At 36.7% G+C, this 18,930-nt stretch carries 20 protein-coding genes and 1 riboswitch; of the genes, 5 read left to right on the forward strand and 15 right to left on the reverse strand.

The window, feature by feature from the left end; translation table 11 throughout:
• Position 1 precedes the first annotated feature (1 nt).
• The 4 genes from ACY9Z2_RS07540 to ACY9Z2_RS07555 form a co-directional block, all read right to left on the reverse strand.
• Positions 2 to 1,405: an ATP-dependent helicase ComFA gene (locus ACY9Z2_RS07540; protein ID WP_491737602.1), complete on the reverse strand. Its 1,404-nt coding sequence runs from the start codon at positions 1,403 to 1,405 to the stop codon at positions 2 to 4.
• A 54-nt stretch (positions 1,406 to 1,459) separates the two neighbouring features.
• Complete coding sequence (locus tag ACY9Z2_RS07545; RefSeq protein ID WP_463609008.1) at positions 1,460 to 2,302, reverse strand: DegV family protein; 843 nt, start codon at positions 2,300 to 2,302, stop codon at positions 1,460 to 1,462.
• A gap of 255 nt (positions 2,303 to 2,557) precedes the next feature.
• A complete protein-coding gene (locus ACY9Z2_RS07550; protein WP_463609031.1) occupies positions 2,558 to 3,250 on the reverse strand; it encodes a response regulator in 693 nt (230 codons plus the stop codon).
• 232 nt (positions 3,251 to 3,482) lie between these two features.
• Positions 3,483 to 4,622 carry a sensor histidine kinase gene (locus tag ACY9Z2_RS07555; protein WP_463609009.1) on the reverse strand — a complete coding sequence of 380 codons (1,140 nt, stop codon included), beginning with the start codon at positions 4,620 to 4,622 and terminating at the stop codon, positions 3,483 to 3,485.
• A 184-nt stretch (positions 4,623 to 4,806) separates the two neighbouring features.
• Between ACY9Z2_RS07555 and ACY9Z2_RS07560 the strand changes: the two genes are divergently transcribed.
• Entirely contained in the window at positions 4,807 to 5,442 is a 636-nt protein-coding gene (locus ACY9Z2_RS07560; RefSeq protein WP_463609010.1) for a YigZ family protein, read from the forward strand.
• A 313-nt stretch (positions 5,443 to 5,755) separates the two neighbouring features.
• Here ACY9Z2_RS07560 and nagB read toward each other — a convergent pair whose 3' ends face one another.
• Together nagB and nagA are read right to left on the reverse strand one after the other, a co-directional pair.
• The gene (nagB, locus tag ACY9Z2_RS07565) at positions 5,756 to 6,487 is read right to left on the reverse strand and encodes a glucosamine-6-phosphate deaminase (protein WP_463609011.1); all 732 of its coding nucleotides are present in this window, start codon (positions 6,485 to 6,487) and stop codon (positions 5,756 to 5,758) included.
• Entirely contained in the window at positions 6,487 to 7,671 is a 1,185-nt protein-coding gene (gene nagA / locus ACY9Z2_RS07570; protein WP_463609012.1) for an N-acetylglucosamine-6-phosphate deacetylase, read from the reverse strand. The genes nagB and nagA overlap by 1 nt, the downstream gene beginning before the upstream one ends.
• Before the next feature lie 133 nt (positions 7,672 to 7,804).
• Between nagA and ACY9Z2_RS07575 the strand changes: the two genes are divergently transcribed.
• On the forward strand, positions 7,805 to 8,533 hold the full coding sequence (locus ACY9Z2_RS07575) for a GntR family transcriptional regulator (protein ID WP_463609013.1): 729 nt from the start codon (positions 7,805 to 7,807) through the stop codon (positions 8,531 to 8,533).
• 36 nt (positions 8,534 to 8,569) lie between these two features.
• Here the strand turns inward: ACY9Z2_RS07575 and ACY9Z2_RS07580 are convergent, their stop codons facing one another.
• The 5 genes from ACY9Z2_RS07580 to tapA form a co-directional block, all read right to left on the reverse strand.
• Positions 8,570 to 9,085, reverse strand: a complete 516-nt coding sequence (locus ACY9Z2_RS07580) for a VanZ family protein (RefSeq protein WP_463609014.1) — start codon at positions 9,083 to 9,085, stop codon at positions 8,570 to 8,572.
• An 81-nt stretch (positions 9,086 to 9,166) separates the two neighbouring features.
• On the reverse strand, positions 9,167 to 9,496 hold the full coding sequence (locus tag ACY9Z2_RS07585) for a helix-turn-helix domain-containing protein (protein WP_463609015.1): 330 nt from the start codon (positions 9,494 to 9,496) through the stop codon (positions 9,167 to 9,169).
• 68 nt (positions 9,497 to 9,564) lie between these two features.
• Positions 9,565 to 9,705 carry an anti-repressor SinI family protein gene (locus tag ACY9Z2_RS07590; RefSeq protein WP_463609016.1) on the reverse strand — a complete coding sequence of 47 codons (141 nt, stop codon included), beginning with the start codon at positions 9,703 to 9,705 and terminating at the stop codon, positions 9,565 to 9,567.
• A 21-nt stretch (positions 9,706 to 9,726) separates the two neighbouring features.
• Positions 9,727 to 9,811, reverse strand: a riboswitch (cyclic di-GMP riboswitch).
• A 124-nt stretch (positions 9,812 to 9,935) separates the two neighbouring features.
• Positions 9,936 to 10,541: an LPxTATN C-terminal sorting signal domain gene (locus ACY9Z2_RS07595; RefSeq protein ID WP_463609017.1), complete on the reverse strand. Its 606-nt coding sequence runs from the start codon at positions 10,539 to 10,541 to the stop codon at positions 9,936 to 9,938.
• Complete coding sequence (tapA, locus tag ACY9Z2_RS07600) at positions 10,531 to 11,472, reverse strand: amyloid fiber anchoring/assembly protein TapA (protein WP_463609018.1); 942 nt, start codon at positions 11,470 to 11,472, stop codon at positions 10,531 to 10,533. The genes ACY9Z2_RS07595 and tapA overlap by 11 nt, the downstream gene beginning before the upstream one ends.
• A 307-nt stretch (positions 11,473 to 11,779) precedes the next feature.
• Between tapA and ACY9Z2_RS07605 the strand changes: the two genes are divergently transcribed.
• The 3 genes from ACY9Z2_RS07605 (at position 11,780) to ACY9Z2_RS07615 (ending at position 15,740) form a co-directional block, all read left to right on the forward strand.
• Complete coding sequence (locus ACY9Z2_RS07605; RefSeq protein ID WP_463609019.1) at positions 11,780 to 12,397, forward strand: class D sortase, LPxTATN-specific; 618 nt, start codon at positions 11,780 to 11,782, stop codon at positions 12,395 to 12,397.
• A gap of 319 nt (positions 12,398 to 12,716) precedes the next feature.
• Positions 12,717 to 13,661 (forward strand): LCP family glycopolymer transferase, encoded by a 945-nt coding sequence (locus ACY9Z2_RS07610; RefSeq protein ID WP_463609020.1) that lies wholly within the window; start codon positions 12,717 to 12,719, stop codon positions 13,659 to 13,661.
• Between the two features lie 63 nt (positions 13,662 to 13,724).
• Complete coding sequence (locus ACY9Z2_RS07615) at positions 13,725 to 15,740, forward strand: penicillin-binding transpeptidase domain-containing protein (RefSeq protein ID WP_463609021.1); 2,016 nt, start codon at positions 13,725 to 13,727, stop codon at positions 15,738 to 15,740.
• Between the two features lie 37 nt (positions 15,741 to 15,777).
• Here the strand turns inward: ACY9Z2_RS07615 and ACY9Z2_RS07620 are convergent, their stop codons facing one another.
• The 4 genes from ACY9Z2_RS07620 to ACY9Z2_RS07635 form a co-directional block, all read right to left on the reverse strand.
• A complete protein-coding gene (locus tag ACY9Z2_RS07620; protein ID WP_463609022.1) occupies positions 15,778 to 16,221 on the reverse strand; it encodes an IDEAL domain-containing protein in 444 nt (147 codons plus the stop codon).
• 159 nt (positions 16,222 to 16,380) lie between these two features.
• The gene (locus ACY9Z2_RS07625) at positions 16,381 to 17,397 is read right to left on the reverse strand and encodes a hypothetical protein (protein WP_463609023.1); all 1,017 of its coding nucleotides are present in this window, start codon (positions 17,395 to 17,397) and stop codon (positions 16,381 to 16,383) included.
• Positions 17,398 to 17,459: 62 nt separating this feature from the next.
• The gene (locus tag ACY9Z2_RS07630) at positions 17,460 to 18,230 is read right to left on the reverse strand and encodes a carbon-nitrogen family hydrolase (RefSeq protein WP_463609032.1); all 771 of its coding nucleotides are present in this window, start codon (positions 18,228 to 18,230) and stop codon (positions 17,460 to 17,462) included.
• A gap of 119 nt (positions 18,231 to 18,349) precedes the next feature.
• Positions 18,350 to 18,706 (reverse strand): DUF779 domain-containing protein, encoded by a 357-nt coding sequence (locus ACY9Z2_RS07635; protein ID WP_463609024.1) that lies wholly within the window; start codon positions 18,704 to 18,706, stop codon positions 18,350 to 18,352.
• Positions 18,707 to 18,930: the final 224 nt, after the last annotated feature.

The raw sequence follows: 18,930 nt of genomic DNA on the forward strand, positions 1-18,930 counted from the left end.
ACTAAAACCCTCCTCTTTTGTTCATTAACTTAATGGATTTTATTGCACGGATTATTGCGTTCGTTTTCCCATCATGAAAAAACACCACTTCACCTGTTGGATCGTCAAGGCTCCGGCCAGCTCTACCAGAAATTTGTACTAACGCAGCTTCATCAAAAACTTCATGACCAGCATCGATTACAGCAACATCAACAGAAGGAAAGGTTACGCCACGTTCCAATATTGTGGTTGTTATTAGCATGGAAGTTTCCTTTTTTCGGAACTGCATTACTTTCTCTTCTCGATCCGTGTCCGATGCGTAAACAGTAATTAAATCGTTCTCAGATGAAATCACACCATTTGCAAGGAGTATTTTTAGCAATCTTTCTCGCATTCGTGTTGCAAGTTTAATTGTAGGGACAAAAATTAAGAGTTGACGATCTGGATTAGCTCGTAATCCTAGCCAAGTAAAAAATGCTTTTGGTGGGATGTTTTCTTGCAAGTTTTTTCTTAATGAAAAACTCATTTTCATGGTTGGAACAGGTAGCGGGTTACCGTGAAATCGAACTGGCACAAAAGTGTGCGGCAGCTTGTTGCTAGCAATTCGTTTTTGGTGGTTTTTACGTGGAGTAGCAGTTAGGTAAATCGTTGTACTATTTTTCTTTACTGAACGAGCTGTAGCGTATGGCAATGAAGGATCCGCGTGAAATGGAAATGCGTCGACCTCGTCTATAATCATTACATCGAATGCGGTTTGAAAACGAAGAAGCTGATGTGTTGTGGCTAAGATTAGTTGTGCTGTACCATCATTGTCTTTACTACCTCCATATAATCCTTGGATAGGTATGGACGAAAAAGCGTCACAAAATCGTGGCAACAATTCCCGGACAACATCAGCACGTGGTGTAGCTAAACATATCCTCTTGCCACGCTTTAATGCCTCTGTTATACCTTGATACAGCATTTCCGTTTTCCCTGCACCACAAACTGCCCAAATAAGCTGTTCTTTTTCCTGCTTGATAATTGCTTGGGTGATTCGTTCACTTGCGAGCAGTTGTCGTTCTGTAAGTTCTCCACTCCAAGTACAAGGGTTTTCATGCTTCGGCCAATTAGGAACCTCACCTGTCCAGTTATACAATGGCTCGCATTCGATAACTCTGCCCATTTCGATACATTTACGGCAGTAAACGTGTTCGCTATTACAATAGTGACAGGGTAGAAAACCGAATAAGGAGCGTTTTGTATTATTACATCGTTTACATTGAAAAGAATGAAAAATTTTAGTGATGGAAGGAAGTGCAGTGAACTTCTTTTGTGATAGTAGCTGTTGGAAGGATTGTTCATCAATTGAAATTTCATTACGCAATAATAGCTTTCCAGTGTAACGCTTTATAAGGAGAGAGGAATCAGAGGGGGTTAATGTCAACTATTTACACTCCAATCTAGTGTAGAGCTATCGCATGATAGCTCTACTAAATTATTATTTCGTATACCAACCAATACCAATAGAACCTTGTCCTAAATGAGTACCGATAACCGGGCCAAAATAGCTGATCTGACAATCTAACGTAGGATGCTTTCGCTCCAGATCATGTTTTAAATCTTTCGCCCCTTGTTCACAATTACCATGAATAATTGCCACTTTTAGCGGTTTTCCTTTATTGATATCTTCCTCAAGTAAACCAAGAATTCGATTAAGTGCTTTTTTGCGGGTTCGTATTTTTTCAAAGGGAACAATCTTTTTGTCCACAAAATGTAAAATCGGTTTTACTTGCAACAAGCTTCCTACAAATGCCTGGGCACCATTTAGTCTGCCACCCCGTTGTAAGTTGCTTAGATCGTCAACCATAAAATAAGCACGCATCGTTTCTTTCATTTGTTTAAGACGGGTGATAATTGATTCAGGAGTAGCATTTTCTTTAGCCATTTTAGCTGCTTCTAACGCGTAAAAGCCTTGTGGTAGACAGCTAATTTCCGAATCAAACGGGTATACTGTGATGCCATCAACCATTTCTCCGGCACTAACAACTGCTTGGTATGTTCCACTTATGCCGCTTGATAAGTGGACTGAGATTACTGCATCATATTCAGTTGCAAGTTCTTCTAATTTTTCAACGATATAACCAATTGAAGGCTGTGACGTTTTTGGTAAGTTCTCTGCATTTGCAACCATCCGGTAAAACTCATCAGTAGTTAAATCTATTTCTTCTTGATAAGAGACTTCGCCAAAAACAACACTAAGTGGTACCATATGTATCGATTCGTTTTCCCGAATATCTTTCGGAATGTATGCTGTACTATCTGTCATGACAGCAACTTTCATATATATTCACCTCTATTAAAAATCATCCAACACTATACTATCTTCTTTTATTATATCTTACATGAATGATAGTGAAATTGCACCTTCAAAATAGGTATGTTAATTACTGTTGCATATTTCTATTTGTATACTCTCGCGCAGTCGCTTTCACCACAGCGGTGTGTTTCAATAAGTAAAAATATGCCCTGACACATGATGTATCAGGACATAATAGGAATTACAGTTTAGTTGAGGAACAAAAACAAATTGTTTGTATTAAATAATCTCTACCCATCCTTTTCGGATTGCAGCTACAACGGCCTGGGTTCGGTCATTCACATTCATTTTTTGAAGGATATTACTAACATGGTTTTTCACTGTTTTTTCACTGATATACAATGAATCCGCTACACCGCGGTTACTTTTTCCTTCAGCCAATAACTGTAATACTTCACATTCGCGTCGTGTTAACAAATGCAATGGTTTACGATAATCGGCTCCTATATCAGATCGGTTTGCGGGAGCCTCTTTAGCTAATCTACGAAATTCTTGAACAAGATTATGCGTCACACGTGGGTGGAGATAAGATCCTCCTTCACTTACCACTTTGATTGCTTCGATTAGTGCATCTGAATCCATTTCTTTCAACAAATAACCCTGTGCTCCAGTTTTTAATGCATGCGTAACGTAACTTTCATCATCATGAATAGATAAAATAATCACCCGTGTATCAGGGTAATGTCTAACTAGATTTGCAGTAGCCTGCACCCCATTCATATCGGGCATATTTATATCCATCAACACAACGTCAGGCTTATGCTTAGCCACTAATTGCGCTGCAACGTTCCCATCATCACCTTCTGCGATTATTTCAAAAGAAGATTCAAATTCTAGTATTCGCTTAACCCCTTCACGAAAAAGTTTATGATCATCTATTAACACAATTTTTGTAAGGTCTTTCTTTACCATCATATTTGTTCCTCCTACAATGAATTCTGTGACTAGCTTCAGCTACTACTATTAAGCAGTTGCCTTCACTTTTCTATTTCTTATCTATCTTTCCCTATTACATAGATGATTTCATTTTTCTTTTTATATCGGTATATCACCAGTATACATAAAGTTTTGTTTCCATGGACTAGGAATTATTTCCTAACTTTCCTAAGTCTGATAATTCTGATTAAAATAATTTGGTGAAAACCTATCTTTCTTTATGTGAAACGCTAATAAAAATAGCGGTACCTTCATTAATGATCGAGTTAATCTTAAATGTTCCGTCAAGCATGTCAACTCTCTCTCGCATACCAATTAACCCAAATGAATTATCCGTTTTTATGTTAGGATCAAAGCCTCGGCCATTATCCTTGATTATCATTACTAAATTATTTCGTTTCATTTCCAATTTAACAACTATATGTGTTGCATCTGCATGCTTGATTGAATTTTGGACAGCTTCTTGTACTAATCTAAAAAACGCTACTTCATACTTTTGATTAAACCGTTGTTCTTTTCCAATAGAAACAAATTCAATTTTAATCCCCGTATATTCTGCAACGTTAGCAATATATTTTTTTAAGGTAGGCGCTAAACCTAAATCGTCTAGAGCCATTGGACGTAGGTCGTAAATAATTCTACGTACCTCGTATAAAGACGACCGAACCATCTTACGCATGGTACTAATTTCTTTTCTTACATGATCGATATCACCTTCGCGAAACGTCCGATCAACTATCTCTGAACGAAGTAAAATATTTGCAAGCATCTGGGCTGGTCCATCGTGAATTTCCCTTGAAATCTTTCTTCGTTCTTCCTCTTGAGCTTCAATTATTTTTAAACCAAACTCATGTTTTTCTTTTGCATTTTCAATCAATTCGTTTACTTGCCTAAAGTCATCGTTTAAATAGGTTAGGATTACCGTAATTTTCCCAGCCAATCCCTCCGCACGTTCAATTGTTTGATCTAATACGAGTAAGCGTCGTTCCAAATCGTCTCGCTTTGCTCGTAACGCTTTTTCTTGCTGTTGTAACATTGCGAGGTCTGTCTGCATGGCATGGGTATTTTCATAGACTTGGCGTATTTCCTGCTCGGAATAGTTTTCAAAGTATTTACTAACCTCTGACAGCTTTTTTCTGGAAAAACGAACCTTTTGTTCAAGCTGTTCCCCGTTATTGATATGCTCAATGACTTGATTCTTCGTTTCTAGTAATTCTTGCGTTAGTAATTCATATTCTTTACGAGATTCTTCACTGATATTAAAAATCTCGTCCTTGCTGTTTTCAACAACTTCAATCATCTCATCAATAATTCCATCCAAAGCTTTTTCAGATTGTTTTATTACCATTTTTTTCACCAACCTATGTGTATATACATTCGAGATTCATTACTTTTTTAATAGGGTCTTTTATCACACTTAATGGTATATTATTCTTTTTTCTAGTAAAAAGGTATAGGTTTTAACTTCCAATTCTTTATTTCCGTCTATACCCGCTTTATAATAATGTTAACCAAGGAGGTTAAATTACGTTATGCTTTCTAATTATTATACCATTAAACAAGAAGGAACAAGTCAAATTGTCATTCAAAAGTCCCGATTTATTGGATATGTGAAACGGGTGGAAACGGAAGAGAAAGCTCAAGCATTTATTGAGGAAATAAAAAGTAAACATAATGACGCAAATCATAATTGTTCTGCGTATATGATTGGCGAACATGACCAAATACAAAAAGCAAATGATGACGGCGAACCAAATGGTACAGCCGGAGTCCCCATTCTAGAGGTAATAAAAAAACAACAACTAAAAGATACGGTTATAGTGGTTACTCGTTATTTTGGAGGAATAAAACTAGGCGCGGGTGGATTAATTCGTGCTTATGGTGGAACTGCTTCTGAAGTAATTAAGGAAACTGGTGTTGTGGAGAGGCAGTTAATGCAAGGTTTTTTAATCACAGTCGATTATGGTCTAATTGGAAAATTAGAAAACGCATTTCGTACCTCTGACCACGTTTTAGCCAAAATCGATTACCTTGACCAAGTAATTTTTCATATGTATGTAAAAACAGAAAGAGTAGAAGAATTCAAGACTTGGGTCATTGATTTAACAAGCGATCAGGCGAAATTAGAGGAAAATGACTATAAATACGTTGAGATAGATGTACACTAAAAACCAGTAGAAGAGGTAATGACTCTCTTTATAAAATTTGTTCCTGAGTAATGAAGGTAAGGTTACGAGTCGACAAATTGAAATGAACGGACGTCAGGTACCTTATTCGAGCAAAATTGAGCCAATTGCGCCTGTAAGCGGACACAGGATGCGGTATTTAGTAAAATAAGCCCGATTTATCCAGTTTTTAGCTAAATAACGAATCCTGAGTCCTCTTAACTCCAAAAATAGGGGTGAAAAGTAAAAATAAAGGCGTCTGTGTCCGCTACTGAGTAGTCTCTAGCCTAACTATGACAGATGAAATACATCGCATTTATACCTTTATTTTCGTTAATGCCATTTCATCAGCAACAACGGTTACGTGGGGATGCCTCTGTAGTATAGATGCAGGAAAACTTTCCTGTATTTCTTCGTTGATGAAAGAATGCATTGCATCCGCTTTTCTTTCTCCTGATACAAGAACAATAATTTCCTTGCTTTTCATAATTGTATCAATGCCCATCGTGATTGCTTCTTGTGGTACTTCATCGATACTGGAAAAAAATCTAGCATTTGCCCTACGTGTTGATTCAGCTAGTTTTACGATATGCGTTCTACTGCTAAAGGATGTGCCTGGCTCATTAAATCCAATATGTCCATTTGTACCAAGCCCTAAAATTTGTACATCAATATGACCATTTTCACGGATAAGCGTTTCATAATCGGTACACTCTTTTTTTATATTACTTGTATTCCCATTCGGAACATGTACATTTTTACTTTCAATATCAATATGTTGAAAAAAATGCTCGTGCATATAAAAATGATAGCTATTTGGATCTGTTTTTGGTAATCCGATATATTCGTCGAGATTAAATGTTGTTGTTTGTTTAAATGATAGATTTCCAAGATTATATGCATGGATCAATTTTTTATATAGTCCTTCAGGGGTCGAGCCAGTTGCTAAGCCTAGTACAGGATTTTTCAACTGATTCATTTTTGTTATTAGGATATTACAAGCCATTTCACTCATTTTCACGTAATCGTTGACCCTGATTATTTTCACTAGGCTGAAACCTCCTTGTACGCAATAGTTCCACGGCAAATGGTATAAGAAATGTTTAATGAATCGTCTATTAATAACAGATCGGCGTCCTTTCCAACTGCAATACTTCCTTTTCTATCGAAAATTCCAATCTGTTTTGCTGGATTAATAGAAGCCATCGTAATCACATCCGTTAGCGTTACTCCTGTCAGTTGAAGCATGTTTTTGACACCATCGACCATTTTTAAGATGCTTCCAGCTAATGTTCCATTGTTTAATAATGCCCGGTCCTCTGACACAGTAACTTCTTGCCCACCTAGCTCGTAGTTACCAGCTTGTAAGCACTTTGCACGCATTGCATCCGTTATAAGAATCAATCGTTCACTGCCTACATTATCATAAATAAGTTGAAGCATCTCCATTGAAACATGGATTCCATCTGCAATTAATTCAGCACGTAATTCCTTTAATTGGAATACCGACCCTACAACCCCAATGTCACGATGATGGATTCCGGACATGGCATTGCATAAATGTGTAACTTGATCTACACCATACTCAATTGCCTGTTTCATCGTAGCAAAATTGCAATCGGTGTGACCGGCTGAAACATTTACTTCTGCCTGTTTTGCTGCTTTTATAAAAGCACCATCTAAATCGTGCTCAGGCGCCATTGTAATGGTCTTAATTTTATTGTTTGATAACTTTTGCCATTCCTGAAAAAGATTACAATTTGGTCGTAAAATATGGTGAACTGGTTGTGCACCTGCTTTACTTTCTTCGATAAACGGTCCTTCTAAATGGATTCCTACCACTTCAGCAAAACCCGGTTTATTTGTATAGTTAGAGACATTCTCAAGTACAGCCTCAATTGATTCTTTTGGTTGGGTAATCGTTGTGGCTAAAAAGCTAGTCGTCCCCTCTTTAGGTAAAACTTCAGCAATCGTATCGAGAGCAACCTCTGTCGCATCCATCACATCAGCACCGTTAGCTCCGTGAATATGTCCATCGATAAAGCCTGGAAGCAAGTTTTTTCCCTTTCCATCAATGACTACTGCATTTTGTGGGAAAACTTCTGGAGTTTCATCCTTTTGATAGATTGCACGGATTTTTGAATTTTTCACTACCAAACAACCTTGTTCAATTATCGTTGTTTCCATGTATAGGGTCGCATTATGAATGATTAATAGTTCAGCTTTATTCATCACCAGTCAATCCTTTCTATTCTGTTACGTTAGCACACAAACATATAGTTGTCTATACATTAAGGTATGTGTATACAACCCTAAGCATGTTTGTTAAAATCAATATAATTTACAGGTTCGGAAGGAGATACACATGATTAACAAAAATTCGCCTTTACCAATCTATTATCAACTTGAAGAGAAAATACGATTACTTATTCAAACAGAAGAATTAAAGCCGGGTGAGTTGTTACCATCAGAACGGGAGTATGCAGAACGGTATAATATTAGTCGTATGACGGTTAGACAAGCTATTACCAACCTTGCTTCTGAAGGATTGCTTTATCGTCAAAAAGGGCGTGGCACATTTGTTTCTGAAAAAAAGTTCGAACAGGATTTGCAAGGGTTAACAGGCTTTAGCGAGGATATGCGAGAAAGAGGATTAACACCGTCCAATCAATTAATTAGTTTTCAACTACTAGAAGCAAGTGAACGAATTGCTAATATCTTACAATTGAAAATTGGTGAAAAAGTTTACGAGATTAAACGTATCAGATATGCCAACGAATCCCCTGTCGCAGTGGAAACCATATATACACCGCAACAAATCGTTGGGGGATTGACAGCAAAAAATATTGAAGAATCGTTCTATGATTATATCGAATCAAAACTAAATCTCTCAATTGGTTATGGTGATCAACTAATCGAGTCAGCATTAGCAAATGCATTTGAAATAGAACACCTTCATGTAAATGAAGGCGATCCTATTTTGTTAATGCAACGTACAAGTTATCTTGATGATGAAAATGGCACTCCGCTAGAATATGTAAAATCTGCTTACCGAGCAGATAAATATAAATTCAAGCTGCAGATGCGTAGATGATGCAAGGCTTATCCACCGATATGTGTCGGTGGATAATTATGAAATTGGACGATATCTTGTCCAACCTTTATTCTTATGTCGATACGTAACCCATCCGAAGATAAGAAGCCATGCAAGGAATGCACCAAACATATCAAGTCCAACATCACCAATGTAAGGAGTCCGATTTTGCGTAAAACCTTGATGGATTTCATCTGATATCGCATAAAAACTTGTTAAGATATACGAAGCGCCTAGACTTGCTTTAAATGAAATTCGTAGCGTTTTTTTACAGGCAACATAAAATAAGCACATGAGAATAAAATAGACCGTGACATGCGCACCTTTTCTCACAAAAAACTCTACGAATCCCTCAATGCCTAAAGCCGCGACACTTACTTCGGATTGATGATAGGTAAATACAATGTTGTCAACAAAAGGAGTCAGAAACGAAAAATTAAGATATTCCGATAAAAATGGTTTGATATCCTGTTCTTGATATGGTGTCGCAGAAGAATAAAAAATGACACCCATCCATGCAATTGGAAGTAACCAGTATGTATACTTTTTCATGAAAAATTCCCTCACCTTACTAATTTTGTGCATGAAAAAACCGTATGCCAATTCAGCTCTACGGTCAAGACAAAAATTCAGTTATTCTTGTTTTTTTCTCCATTTATTGAATTCAAGATATTCTTTAAACTGTTCCTTTGATACCCCTGATTCCATTGCTTCTTGCACAATTTTTAACCACTCGTCATCCAATTGTTCATCTATATTAGTAGTTTGATCATCACGTAGTATATCGTTAACAGTGACACCTAATACAGCACCGACTTTTTCAATAAACTGGATCGATGGGTTCGACTGGAGATTCCGTTCTATTGAGCTTAGATATGACTTAGCCACTCCAGCTTTTTCCGCAAGTTCAGATATAGACATATTTTTATCTTGGCGCAGTTGTTTTATTTTTTCACCGATCAAGAGACACACACCTACCTTTAGTGAAAGTATATCACAAAAAAGTGTGTGGTTCTATATAAAGCACAACTTTAATGATTAATAGTTTCATCTTTTTTTGACTCGCTTAAAAACGACCTAACCTCCTCTGTTGTTATTCCAATCTTTTTTGCCTCCTGTAACAACTTAACCCATTCGCTATCAAGACCTGTCTGCTTCACTATTTTTATCATTGTTAGCCCCCATTTAGTGTTCCAGGTAACCCAGCCGCCGTAGCATTAACGCCGTAGACCTGTGATTTTGCGCCCTTACTTTTCAATAAGTTTGCCCTTTTCTGAGGAAACAATTTTTACTACTACTATTGTACTATATGCTTCCCAATTATAGGGTGTCTTGTTTTGTCATATTGCTACTAGTTTTGTAAAGAATAATTAGAATTTATGAAAAATATGTCCTTTGAGCGCTATTCCAACCGTTTCCTTCGATAACTCAATAGCGTGATACCACTTATTGTAATTAGCACAATTCCAATTAATAGATACGTAAACATTGAACTTGCTGTATCCGGCAAAGTGTTACCAAACCCTCCACTTGCAGCAGTTGCAGCGCCTGTTGTGTAAAGACGTAATTGAAATTCAGCCTTCAATGCCTGATATTCATTACCTAAACTTTCAGGAATATCTACTCTAAAATCTAGTTCATCCACTTCGCTTGCTTCGATTGTCCGCATTTCCAGTTCTGTGAATTCACGTAGTTTTCCTTCGTATAACACCTGATCGTCTAATTCAACTTTCAACAACAGTTGATTATAAAATTTTTCAGAACCGCTTAAGAACGCACTGCTCATACCATATTCAGCACTTGTTTCTCCATTATTAGTGACCGAATATGTCTTCGTTACCCAGTCTCCAGGTTTCAAGTTTTCCACATTAAAAAGTATATCGTTTGGCATTCCGTCGATAGCTACCTCTCCACTTGTAGCAGATACCGATGCAATTGGTATAAAAAATATCGTCGTAACCAAAATGAAAGAGAATATAAGTGTATACCAACGACGTTTATGATTCATCTGTATCACCCTCATTTACTTCAGAGTCAGGGACTTCCTCTTTAACTGCTTTTGTTTCTATCTTTTTCTGCTCTTCTTTTGGTTTCGATTCGTTTGGTTGTTTTGTTTCTGGTGGTACTTGTTCAGTCTCTTTTGGTTCCTGATTTGTTTCTGAAGTTTCTTCTGTTTGTTCAGGTTGTGGCTCTTCTTCTAAAGGTGGTTCAGTTAAAGTTTCCTGTTCTTCTTTGGTTCCTTCATTATTTTTTGAGGAATTCTCTTTGCTCTTTTTCTCGTTCTCATTTCCAGATTTTTCGGTACTATTATCTTTCACAGTTTCAGAGGTATTCTCCTGATTCGTACAATCTCCCTTCTTCACTACTTCAATTGTTTCACTCCAAGGATTTACGTCTTTATTTTCATTATTACCATTATCTGGCCCTGGATGCCCTGGACGTTGATATGCTTTAAATTTATAATTCCCAAGCTTTGATGTTTCATAAGAAAGTATGGTAGAATCCCCACTATCTAGAGCCTCAATAACTCCCTGACCTTCAGGAAGATCTAATTTTATTCCTCCCTTTTCCTCCTTAGGATTTCCATCCTCGGAATACCAAACTTCATACGTACTAGGACCTTCCATATCCCTATCACCAACATTTTTTAACTCAACTTTGATTTCTTGAGTTGGTCCACATGTTTCAACCTGTCTGTCTTTACTTTCTGCAAATTCCAAAGAACTCTTATCCCATGTATCTTCTGGTGGTTGTTCATCATCCCATTCACCAACAGTAATTTTTCCTTGAACCATCACAACATCATTAAAATAAGCCCGTGTATCTGACGTAAAAAAGACTGCTGAAAGAATGATCATATACCAAATGAACGCTACTTTTACAGCATTAATAATCAAATAGTACTTTGATCGAAATTTTCTAACCCGCTTACTGCGCACAAAAGTTCACCTCTTTACAAATCAAATTTTCCTTGCAATGTATTCATATATTGTAAATAAGAACATACTTAATATTGAAGGTAAGCATATGTTCGTTTTAAGGTTCAGTGTGTTTGTTATTAAGAACGTTAATTTGATTATAATTCAATATGCCAAGTTCCAAAACCTTTGTATTTACTTAAATAAACGTTATAACGAACAATTTACTTCTGTTTTTACGCATTTACTTCATTTTACTTAGCTTTTTATATTTTTTATAACGAACAATGCGATGTATAATAAGTGCATCACATTTCGAGGTGAGATAATGAAAAAAGTAGCAATTACTCTTCTATTGATTGGCATAGTTTTCTTAAGTATCGGTTCCTACCAATGGTTTCATACAGAATCTGCACAAAAGGATAGTCTTGCTGAAGCCCATGCTTTGTTAGCAAACAACAAGCAACTACCAACTGCGGAAGAAACGGTGGACGATCAAGATAAAAAGAAACCAATACAAAAAAAGGTCTTTACTCCTCAAACTGGTGATACTGTCGGAATCCTTTACATAGAAAGACTGGATGCGGAGTTACCAATTGTAGAAGGAACGGATGAAGATGAACTTGCAAAGGGTGTCGGCCATTATAAAGGTACAGCATATCCGCTTGAAAATGATCAAATTGTACTATCGGGACATCGAGATACAGTTTTTCGCAATATGGGAGAATTGCAACTCGGAGATACTTTAACTATTCGATTACCATATGGCGAATTTTCTTATGCCATAACAGAAACGGAAATTGTTGATGCGGATGATCGAACGGTCATTGCTTCTACTGCACCAAAAGAAGTTTTAACCCTTACAACCTGTTATCCATTTTCATTTATCGGAGATGCACCGGAACGGTATATAATAACTGCTCTTCCGATTGAAACTGTCGAATAAAGTGCAAAATTATGGACGAGATATTTATTGACATTTTTCGTAAAACAAATACAAATTCTAGTATAATATTACTAAAATTGATAGACGTAACCAATTCAATTCGTTATAATTTAACCATGTATTGACTATTTTGCAATGATTAGAAAACTTGGCGCTAAGCTCTAATGGCGAAAGCCTTATTTGCATTTATACTGATACCTAAAAGATTCAATCTTTTCCAATCAGTGTAATGAAAGTGTCCACGTTTAGTACTACTAGATTACGCCGTTTATTAACTAAAAAGTCAAGCTTATTAAAGGATTATTAGAGGAGAATTATATTGGTTACTAGAACTGAAAAACGTCAAACAAAGAAAAAACGAAAATGGCCATATTGGGTTGGTGGAATCGTTTTATTACTGATTTTAGCTGGAGGAACGTATTTTTACTATTTATATGACAAAGTGGAAGACACGGTGGCGACCATGCATGATCCACTTTCACGCGATAAAGATCCAGAGCGACAAAAAGAACTTGAATCGATTGTTCAAAACGAAAAATCTATTAACATATTATTGCTTGGAGTCGACCAACGGGAAAATGATGTAGGTCGATCTGATACGATGATACTAATGTCACTAAATCCGGTTACAAATAAAATGATTATGCTAAGTATTCCTCGTGACACGTATGTAAATATTCCAACGGTTGGTATGGATAAAATTAATCATGCATATGCTTTTGGTGGGGTTGATTTATCCGTTAAAACAGTGGAGAACACGTTTGATATTCCTATTCATTTTTATATAAAAGTAAACATGGAAGGATTTAAGCAAGGAATTGATGCAATCGGGGGCGTAACAGTCACAAATGACGATCCCTTTTCACAAGGTGGAGAACACTTTCCAACGGGATCCATTCATTTAAATGGCGAAGAAGCGCTTAAATATATCCGGATGCGAAAGGGAGACCCACGTGGTGACTTTGGTCGAACTGAACGTCAACGTGCTGTCATAAAAGCAGCCATGGATAAAGCAGCAAGTTTCTCTAGTATTACGAAATTTGGCGATATCTTAAATGTTCTTGGAGACAACGTAACAACCAACTTGAATATGGATAAAATCCAAACGTTATTTACCGATTACCGAGAAACAAGAAGTAATATTAAGACACTTAAAATAAGTGGAGAAGGCCAAACTATAAATGGCATTTATTACTACGTTGTTCCGGAAGAAGAATTTAATCGAATCTCTCAAGTAATTAAAGAGCATATGGAAGCAAAGTAACAAACTAAAAGAAGTCATTCTGTCACTAGAATGACTTCTATCTATATATAAGGTGGGGGTAGTATGAAGAAGTTATTATTTCTAGCGATAGTATTATGTATAGCTTTAGTAGCTTGTTCGAATGAGGAAGTTTCACCGAACGATCGGTTTGAGAAATACGTTAGTAACTGGCAAGACAAAGATTTTTCCAAAATGTATGACATGCTTACAAAAAAAGCAAAGTCTACGTATCCTCCAGAAGAAGCAGTAGATCGATTCACTAAAATCTATGAAGATATAGAAGTAACGGATTTAAACATTTCGTATGAAAAGTTAAACGAAAAAGAGGTAGAAAAGGCTCTTGAAAAAGGGGAAGCTACCTATCCATTTATGGTTGAGATGAAAACAATCGCAGGACCAATAAAATTTGAATATAAAGCACAGCTTGTACAACAAGGTGAGGAAGAAAATAAAAATTGGTATGTGAAGTGGAATCCAGGATTTATTTTCCCTGAGCTAAAAGATGGTGGAGACATCGCAATTGAAACAGAACAGCCAAGACGCGGTGAGATACTTGACCGCAACCGAAATCCACTCGCCATTAATGATATTGTATACGAAATTGGGATTATACCTGAGAAGCTAGCTGGTGAATCTACTAAACAAGAAATTGCAAATATTCTAGAGATGGATGTAGAAACAATCAACGATAAGTTAAGTGCGGATTGGGTAGAACCAAATTTATTTGTACCAATTACGAAACTTCCAACCACTAGTGATAAGTTAGAGAAGTTATGGGCAACTGGAGCAGTCGCTGGTAAAGAAGTAACCGGCCGTGTATATCCTTATGGAGAAGCTGCTGCCCATCTAGTTGGGTACATTGGTAAAATTACTGCTGAGGAACTGGAAAAAAATAAAGATGGTACGTACTCCGCAAATGACATGATTGGCAAACGAGGAATCGAAAAGTTTTTCGATAAGAAACTCCGTGGTCAAGAAGGGGTAAAGATTATTATAGAACAGGAAGACCAAGAAAGTACTATTTTGGCAGAAAAGCCAGTCAAAGATGGGGAAAACATCGTACTAACAATTGATGCTGAACTACAGAAAAATATATACCAATCGTATGACGGTGAATCCGGAACAACTGCCGCTATAAATCCAAAAACTGGTGAGGCACTTGCATTAGTAAGTAGTCCTTCCTTTGATCCGAACGAATTTGTATATGGTATCTCTCAAGCAAGACTGAAAGCATTACAGGAACAACCGGGATTACCGCTAATAAATAAATTTTCGGCTACGTTTGTACCTGGTTCTGTGATTAAGCCAGTCACTGCTGCTATTGGATTGCAAAGCGGTGCCATTGATCCAAATAAGGGAATTGAAATAAATGGACTAACATGGAAGCCAGCCGAAGGTTTTGGAAATTATGAAATCCGACGAGTTTCTGAATCAGATGGACCGGTTGATCTAGCGGACGCTTTAATTCGATCAGACAACATTTACTTTGCTATGCAGACATTAGAAATGGGTGGTAAAACCTTTGTTAACGGTCTTCAAAAGTTTGGATTTGGAGAAGAAATTCCATTCGCCTATCCAATCGAAACATCAACCATTTCTAATGACGGAAAATTAGATGATAAAGTTTTATTAGCCAATTCCGGCTATGGTCAAGGTGAAATGCAAATTAGCGCACTTCACTTGGCAACAACATACACACCACTATTGAATGGTGGTAATATGATTAAACCAATCTTGTTGAAGGATGAAAAAACGGCTCAGGTTTGGAAAGAAAATTTAATAACGGAAGACCAAGCTGCCATTATTCGGGAGACATTACGTAAAGTAGTAACATCCCCAAAAGGAACTGCGAATGGTGCACAAGAAGCTGATTTTCCTATTTCCGGTAAAACTGGTACTGCTGAGTTGAAAAAATCAAAAGACGTTGAAGATGGTCAAGAAAACGGCTGGTTCGTTGCTTATCCTACTGAATCACAAGATATTTTAATTGCCATGATGATCGAGCATACGGAAGATAAGGGTGGAAGTGCCTTTGCTGTAGAAAAAGTTACGAATATATTGAGTGAATATAAGCAATAAAAACAAGCTACTCCAAAAAATGGAGTAGCTTGTTTGTTTATAGCAATTTAACTAGCCTATCAAATTCCTCTTTATCGCGTTTATCAAGTGCTTTATCGATTAAACGCATTATGTTTTCATATTCCAATTCACCAATAATGAGAGCGTTTTCATTTTTTACGTGGCTTTCATCCTCTTTCGTATCGTCTCTATAGTACGGTTTTACAATTTCATTGAGTTGCAATAAAAAGTCAGGAATGGAAACGAGTTCACTCATGGCAACCTGAATAACATCCTTGCCCTTTTGAAAAGCGAACAGTGCGTCAATATTTTCAACCTCTTGTGTACTACGGTTAATTCGAATTTCCTTGGCCTTGGTCGGAACAAACTGGTAAACCTTTTCGTTTATAAAGATTGCAAAATATTGATAAGCCAAAATCACTCGAACATATTCATGATCTGTTTTAATATAATATGGCTTTAACATTTTAACGGTCAACACTTTTCTCCACCTCCTGAATTTTGTTTAATTTAAATTTTCAGTTAATTTATTTTACCTAATTTTTACGAAAAACACAAGAGAAATTATTGTCGAAACGAAAATATTTATGTTCAGTACCTAGCACACTTACACAGTACTAGGTACTAATGGAACGCATAATTATTTAATTAAGTCTATTAATTGGTCTGTCGTACTGCTGAGTTCATCTTCATCAAGTGATTTCATTACGTCTTCGATTTTTTGCTGATAAACCCCTGCTTCTATTAGAAATTCGATTCCTTTTTTCATATAGCTTTTATATTCTCGATTTAAATTATCAATGTTATCCGCGTATTTTTCATCGGTACCAGGTGTAACTAATTCTTCATATAAATCAATAATTTCATCATTTTCTCGTTCAGGAAAAAATTCGTGTGGATCTGTACTGTCAAATATGCAGAAATCTAACTCTCTAACAAGAACCATATCAATACTGTTCGAATCGAAACTACAATGATACAATTCTACCTCATATCCTTCGTTCTTTGCTGCATGTGCAATCTTTTTCATGAAAGTGGATTTCCCAGTTCCTGCACGTCCTTTAATGAAATATGCTTTAGAAACACTCGTAAAAAGCTCTGGAACAACATTAACAACGCCATTCTTGGTATTTGTTCCGAAAAGACGGTGATAAATATAACCCTCCCCTTCATTGTTAGGAGAAGATTGGATAAGCTTATTAATATATGATTCTGCTACTTGATCTGCCTTATCGAAATTCATTTCATTAATGTATATTTTTTCAAGCTCATCATGAACTTTTAAGCCAGTATCGAAAGTGCTGTACGTTTCACTTTTAATCTTATCAATATTCGTAAGTTGTTCACTAAACTCATCTATTTTTCTACTCAAATTAAGCACAGTCACATTATCTTTATTTATGGACCTGGATAAAACAGCTAGGGATTTGTCACGGATAATTACTCCATCCAAAAATTCGTCACCATTTATCCCCTTTAGTATTTCAACTGAATCATTATCAGCAAAATTTTTAATTACACCTTTGATAACTGCAGTCTTGATTGTCTCAGATGGATGATTCAATACAAAAATTTCATCTATATTTGATAAATTCGATTCTGCAAAGCTTATTAGCCCTTGAGCTGTGTGTCCCCAAGCATAATAACGAATAGACAAGCTAACACACCCTTTCGGATTATTTACCTAACCAGTATATGTTAGATGGGCGGATGTGTGATTCATTTATATCTATCCTCTCGGCGATCGCGAAATACCGGAATACGACTTCTCACTTCATCCACTAATTCAAAATCTATTTCTCCATATACAATCTCTTCTGATCCGCTACCTTCAGAAACAATTTGTCCCCACGGATCAATGATTAACGACATCCCGCCAAATTCATTTTTGGGATCAGAACCGCTTCGATTGCAGGCTATAACATAACATTGATTTTCGATTGCACGTGCTTGTAATAAAACTTTCCAATGATCAATTCGTGGCTTCGGCCATTCGGCGACTATATACATAGCTTTTGCACCATTTAATGCTGACTTGCGCATCCACTCAGGAAAACGAATATCATAGCAAATAAATCCGGCTGATGGAATGTCTTCCAACGTGAATTCAGCATTATTCATACCTTCCTCCAAATAAATATGTTCATCCATTAGTTGGAACAGATGTAATTTACTATACTTATGAACTAATTCACCTTGGTTATTCATAACGAGTAATGTGTTTCGTACGCCACCATCTGAACACTTTTCAGCAACAGAACCACCTATTAAATGAATATGATGTTTTACAGCCAGATTTTGTAGAAATTCAATTGACTTTTTGGCTTCGTTATCGGCTATTTCATCGAGTCTCGTTAGATTATATCCTGTCGTCCAAAGCTCTGGTAATATAATAATATCTGCACCATTTTTCGCAGCAGTTTCGATAAAGTTAGTCGCTCGGGAGAAATTAGTAGTAGGATCTCCATATCGAACATCGAGCTGGATCATTGCAATTTTCAAGGCGCTCTCCCCTTTTATCCGTAGTAATCCAATTCTATCATTCCATAAATGATAAAACGAAAAGAAAAACCATCAACACAGTGATGATTTTTCTTCCAATTATATAATTATTTACTTAATTCCGCTCGTTCTTCCTCGGTAAACACACGGGATCTTGTTAAAAATCGTTTACCTTCAGGACCTTCTAGTGAAAACATTCCTCCGCGCCCATCCACAACATCGACGATAATTTGCGTATGTTTCCAGTATTCGTACTGATCCTTTGCCATATAAAATGGTGATCCACCTATTTCTCCGAGTAAAACATCTGATTCGCCTGTGCGAAACTCTCCTCTTGGATAACACATAGGAGAACTACCATCACAGCAACCACCAGATTGATGAAACATAAGATCTCCGTGCGTTTCCTTTAACGTTTCAATGAGCGTTAACGCTTTGTCTGTAGCTATAACTCGTTCAACCATTATTCACACTCCTTCAAGATGAAAAAATGTGCTTCCCGTTCATTTACTTTCTCGTATTCCTTTAGTGTAAATTTATTTTTCGTTTGTCGTGATTGAAATAAATTGTGAACTAGTGATAATTTAAATTTAGCGTCGACCGCTACGGAAAAATACTGCGCTTTCCGTGGGTAGCTGATGAGCCTCCTCGAGCTTACGCTCTGCGGGGTCTCATCTAGGCTTCTGCT

This window comes from Virgibacillus sp. GM2-2, assembly GCF_055329585.1.

Bases quoted from the DNA above. Each gene is read 5' to 3' on its own strand.
- ACY9Z2_RS07545 (WP_463609008.1), bottom strand. From the start codon at position 2,302: ATGAAAGTTGCTGTCATGACAGATAGTACAGCATACATTCCGAAAGAT.
- ACY9Z2_RS07550 (WP_463609031.1), bottom strand. From the start codon at position 3,250: ATGGTAAAGAAAGACCTTACAAAAATTGTGTTAATAGATGATCATAAA.
- ACY9Z2_RS07555 (WP_463609009.1), bottom strand. From the start codon at position 4,622: ATGGTAATAAAACAATCTGAAAAAGCTTTGGATGGAATTATTGATGAG.
- ACY9Z2_RS07560 (WP_463609010.1), top strand. From the start codon at position 4,807: ATGCTTTCTAATTATTATACCATTAAACAAGAAGGAACAAGTCAAATT.
- nagA (WP_463609012.1), bottom strand. From the start codon at position 7,671: ATGAATAAAGCTGAACTATTAATCATTCATAATGCGACCCTATACATG.
- ACY9Z2_RS07575 (WP_463609013.1), top strand. From the start codon at position 7,805: ATGATTAACAAAAATTCGCCTTTACCAATCTATTATCAACTTGAAGAG.
- ACY9Z2_RS07580 (WP_463609014.1), bottom strand. From the start codon at position 9,085: ATGAAAAAGTATACATACTGGTTACTTCCAATTGCATGGATGGGTGTC.
- ACY9Z2_RS07590 (WP_463609016.1), bottom strand. From the start codon at position 9,705: ATGATAAAAATAGTGAAGCAGACAGGTCTTGATAGCGAATGGGTTAAG.
- ACY9Z2_RS07595 (WP_463609017.1), bottom strand. From the start codon at position 10,541: ATGAATCATAAACGTCGTTGGTATACACTTATATTCTCTTTCATTTTG.
- ACY9Z2_RS07605 (WP_463609019.1), top strand. From the start codon at position 11,780: ATGAAAAAAGTAGCAATTACTCTTCTATTGATTGGCATAGTTTTCTTA.
- ACY9Z2_RS07615 (WP_463609021.1), top strand. From the start codon at position 13,725: ATGAAGAAGTTATTATTTCTAGCGATAGTATTATGTATAGCTTTAGTA.
- ACY9Z2_RS07630 (WP_463609032.1), bottom strand. From the start codon at position 18,230: ATGATCCAGCTCGATGTTCGATATGGAGATCCTACTACTAATTTCTCC.
- ACY9Z2_RS07635 (WP_463609024.1), bottom strand. From the start codon at position 18,706: ATGGTTGAACGAGTTATAGCTACAGACAAAGCGTTAACGCTCATTGAA.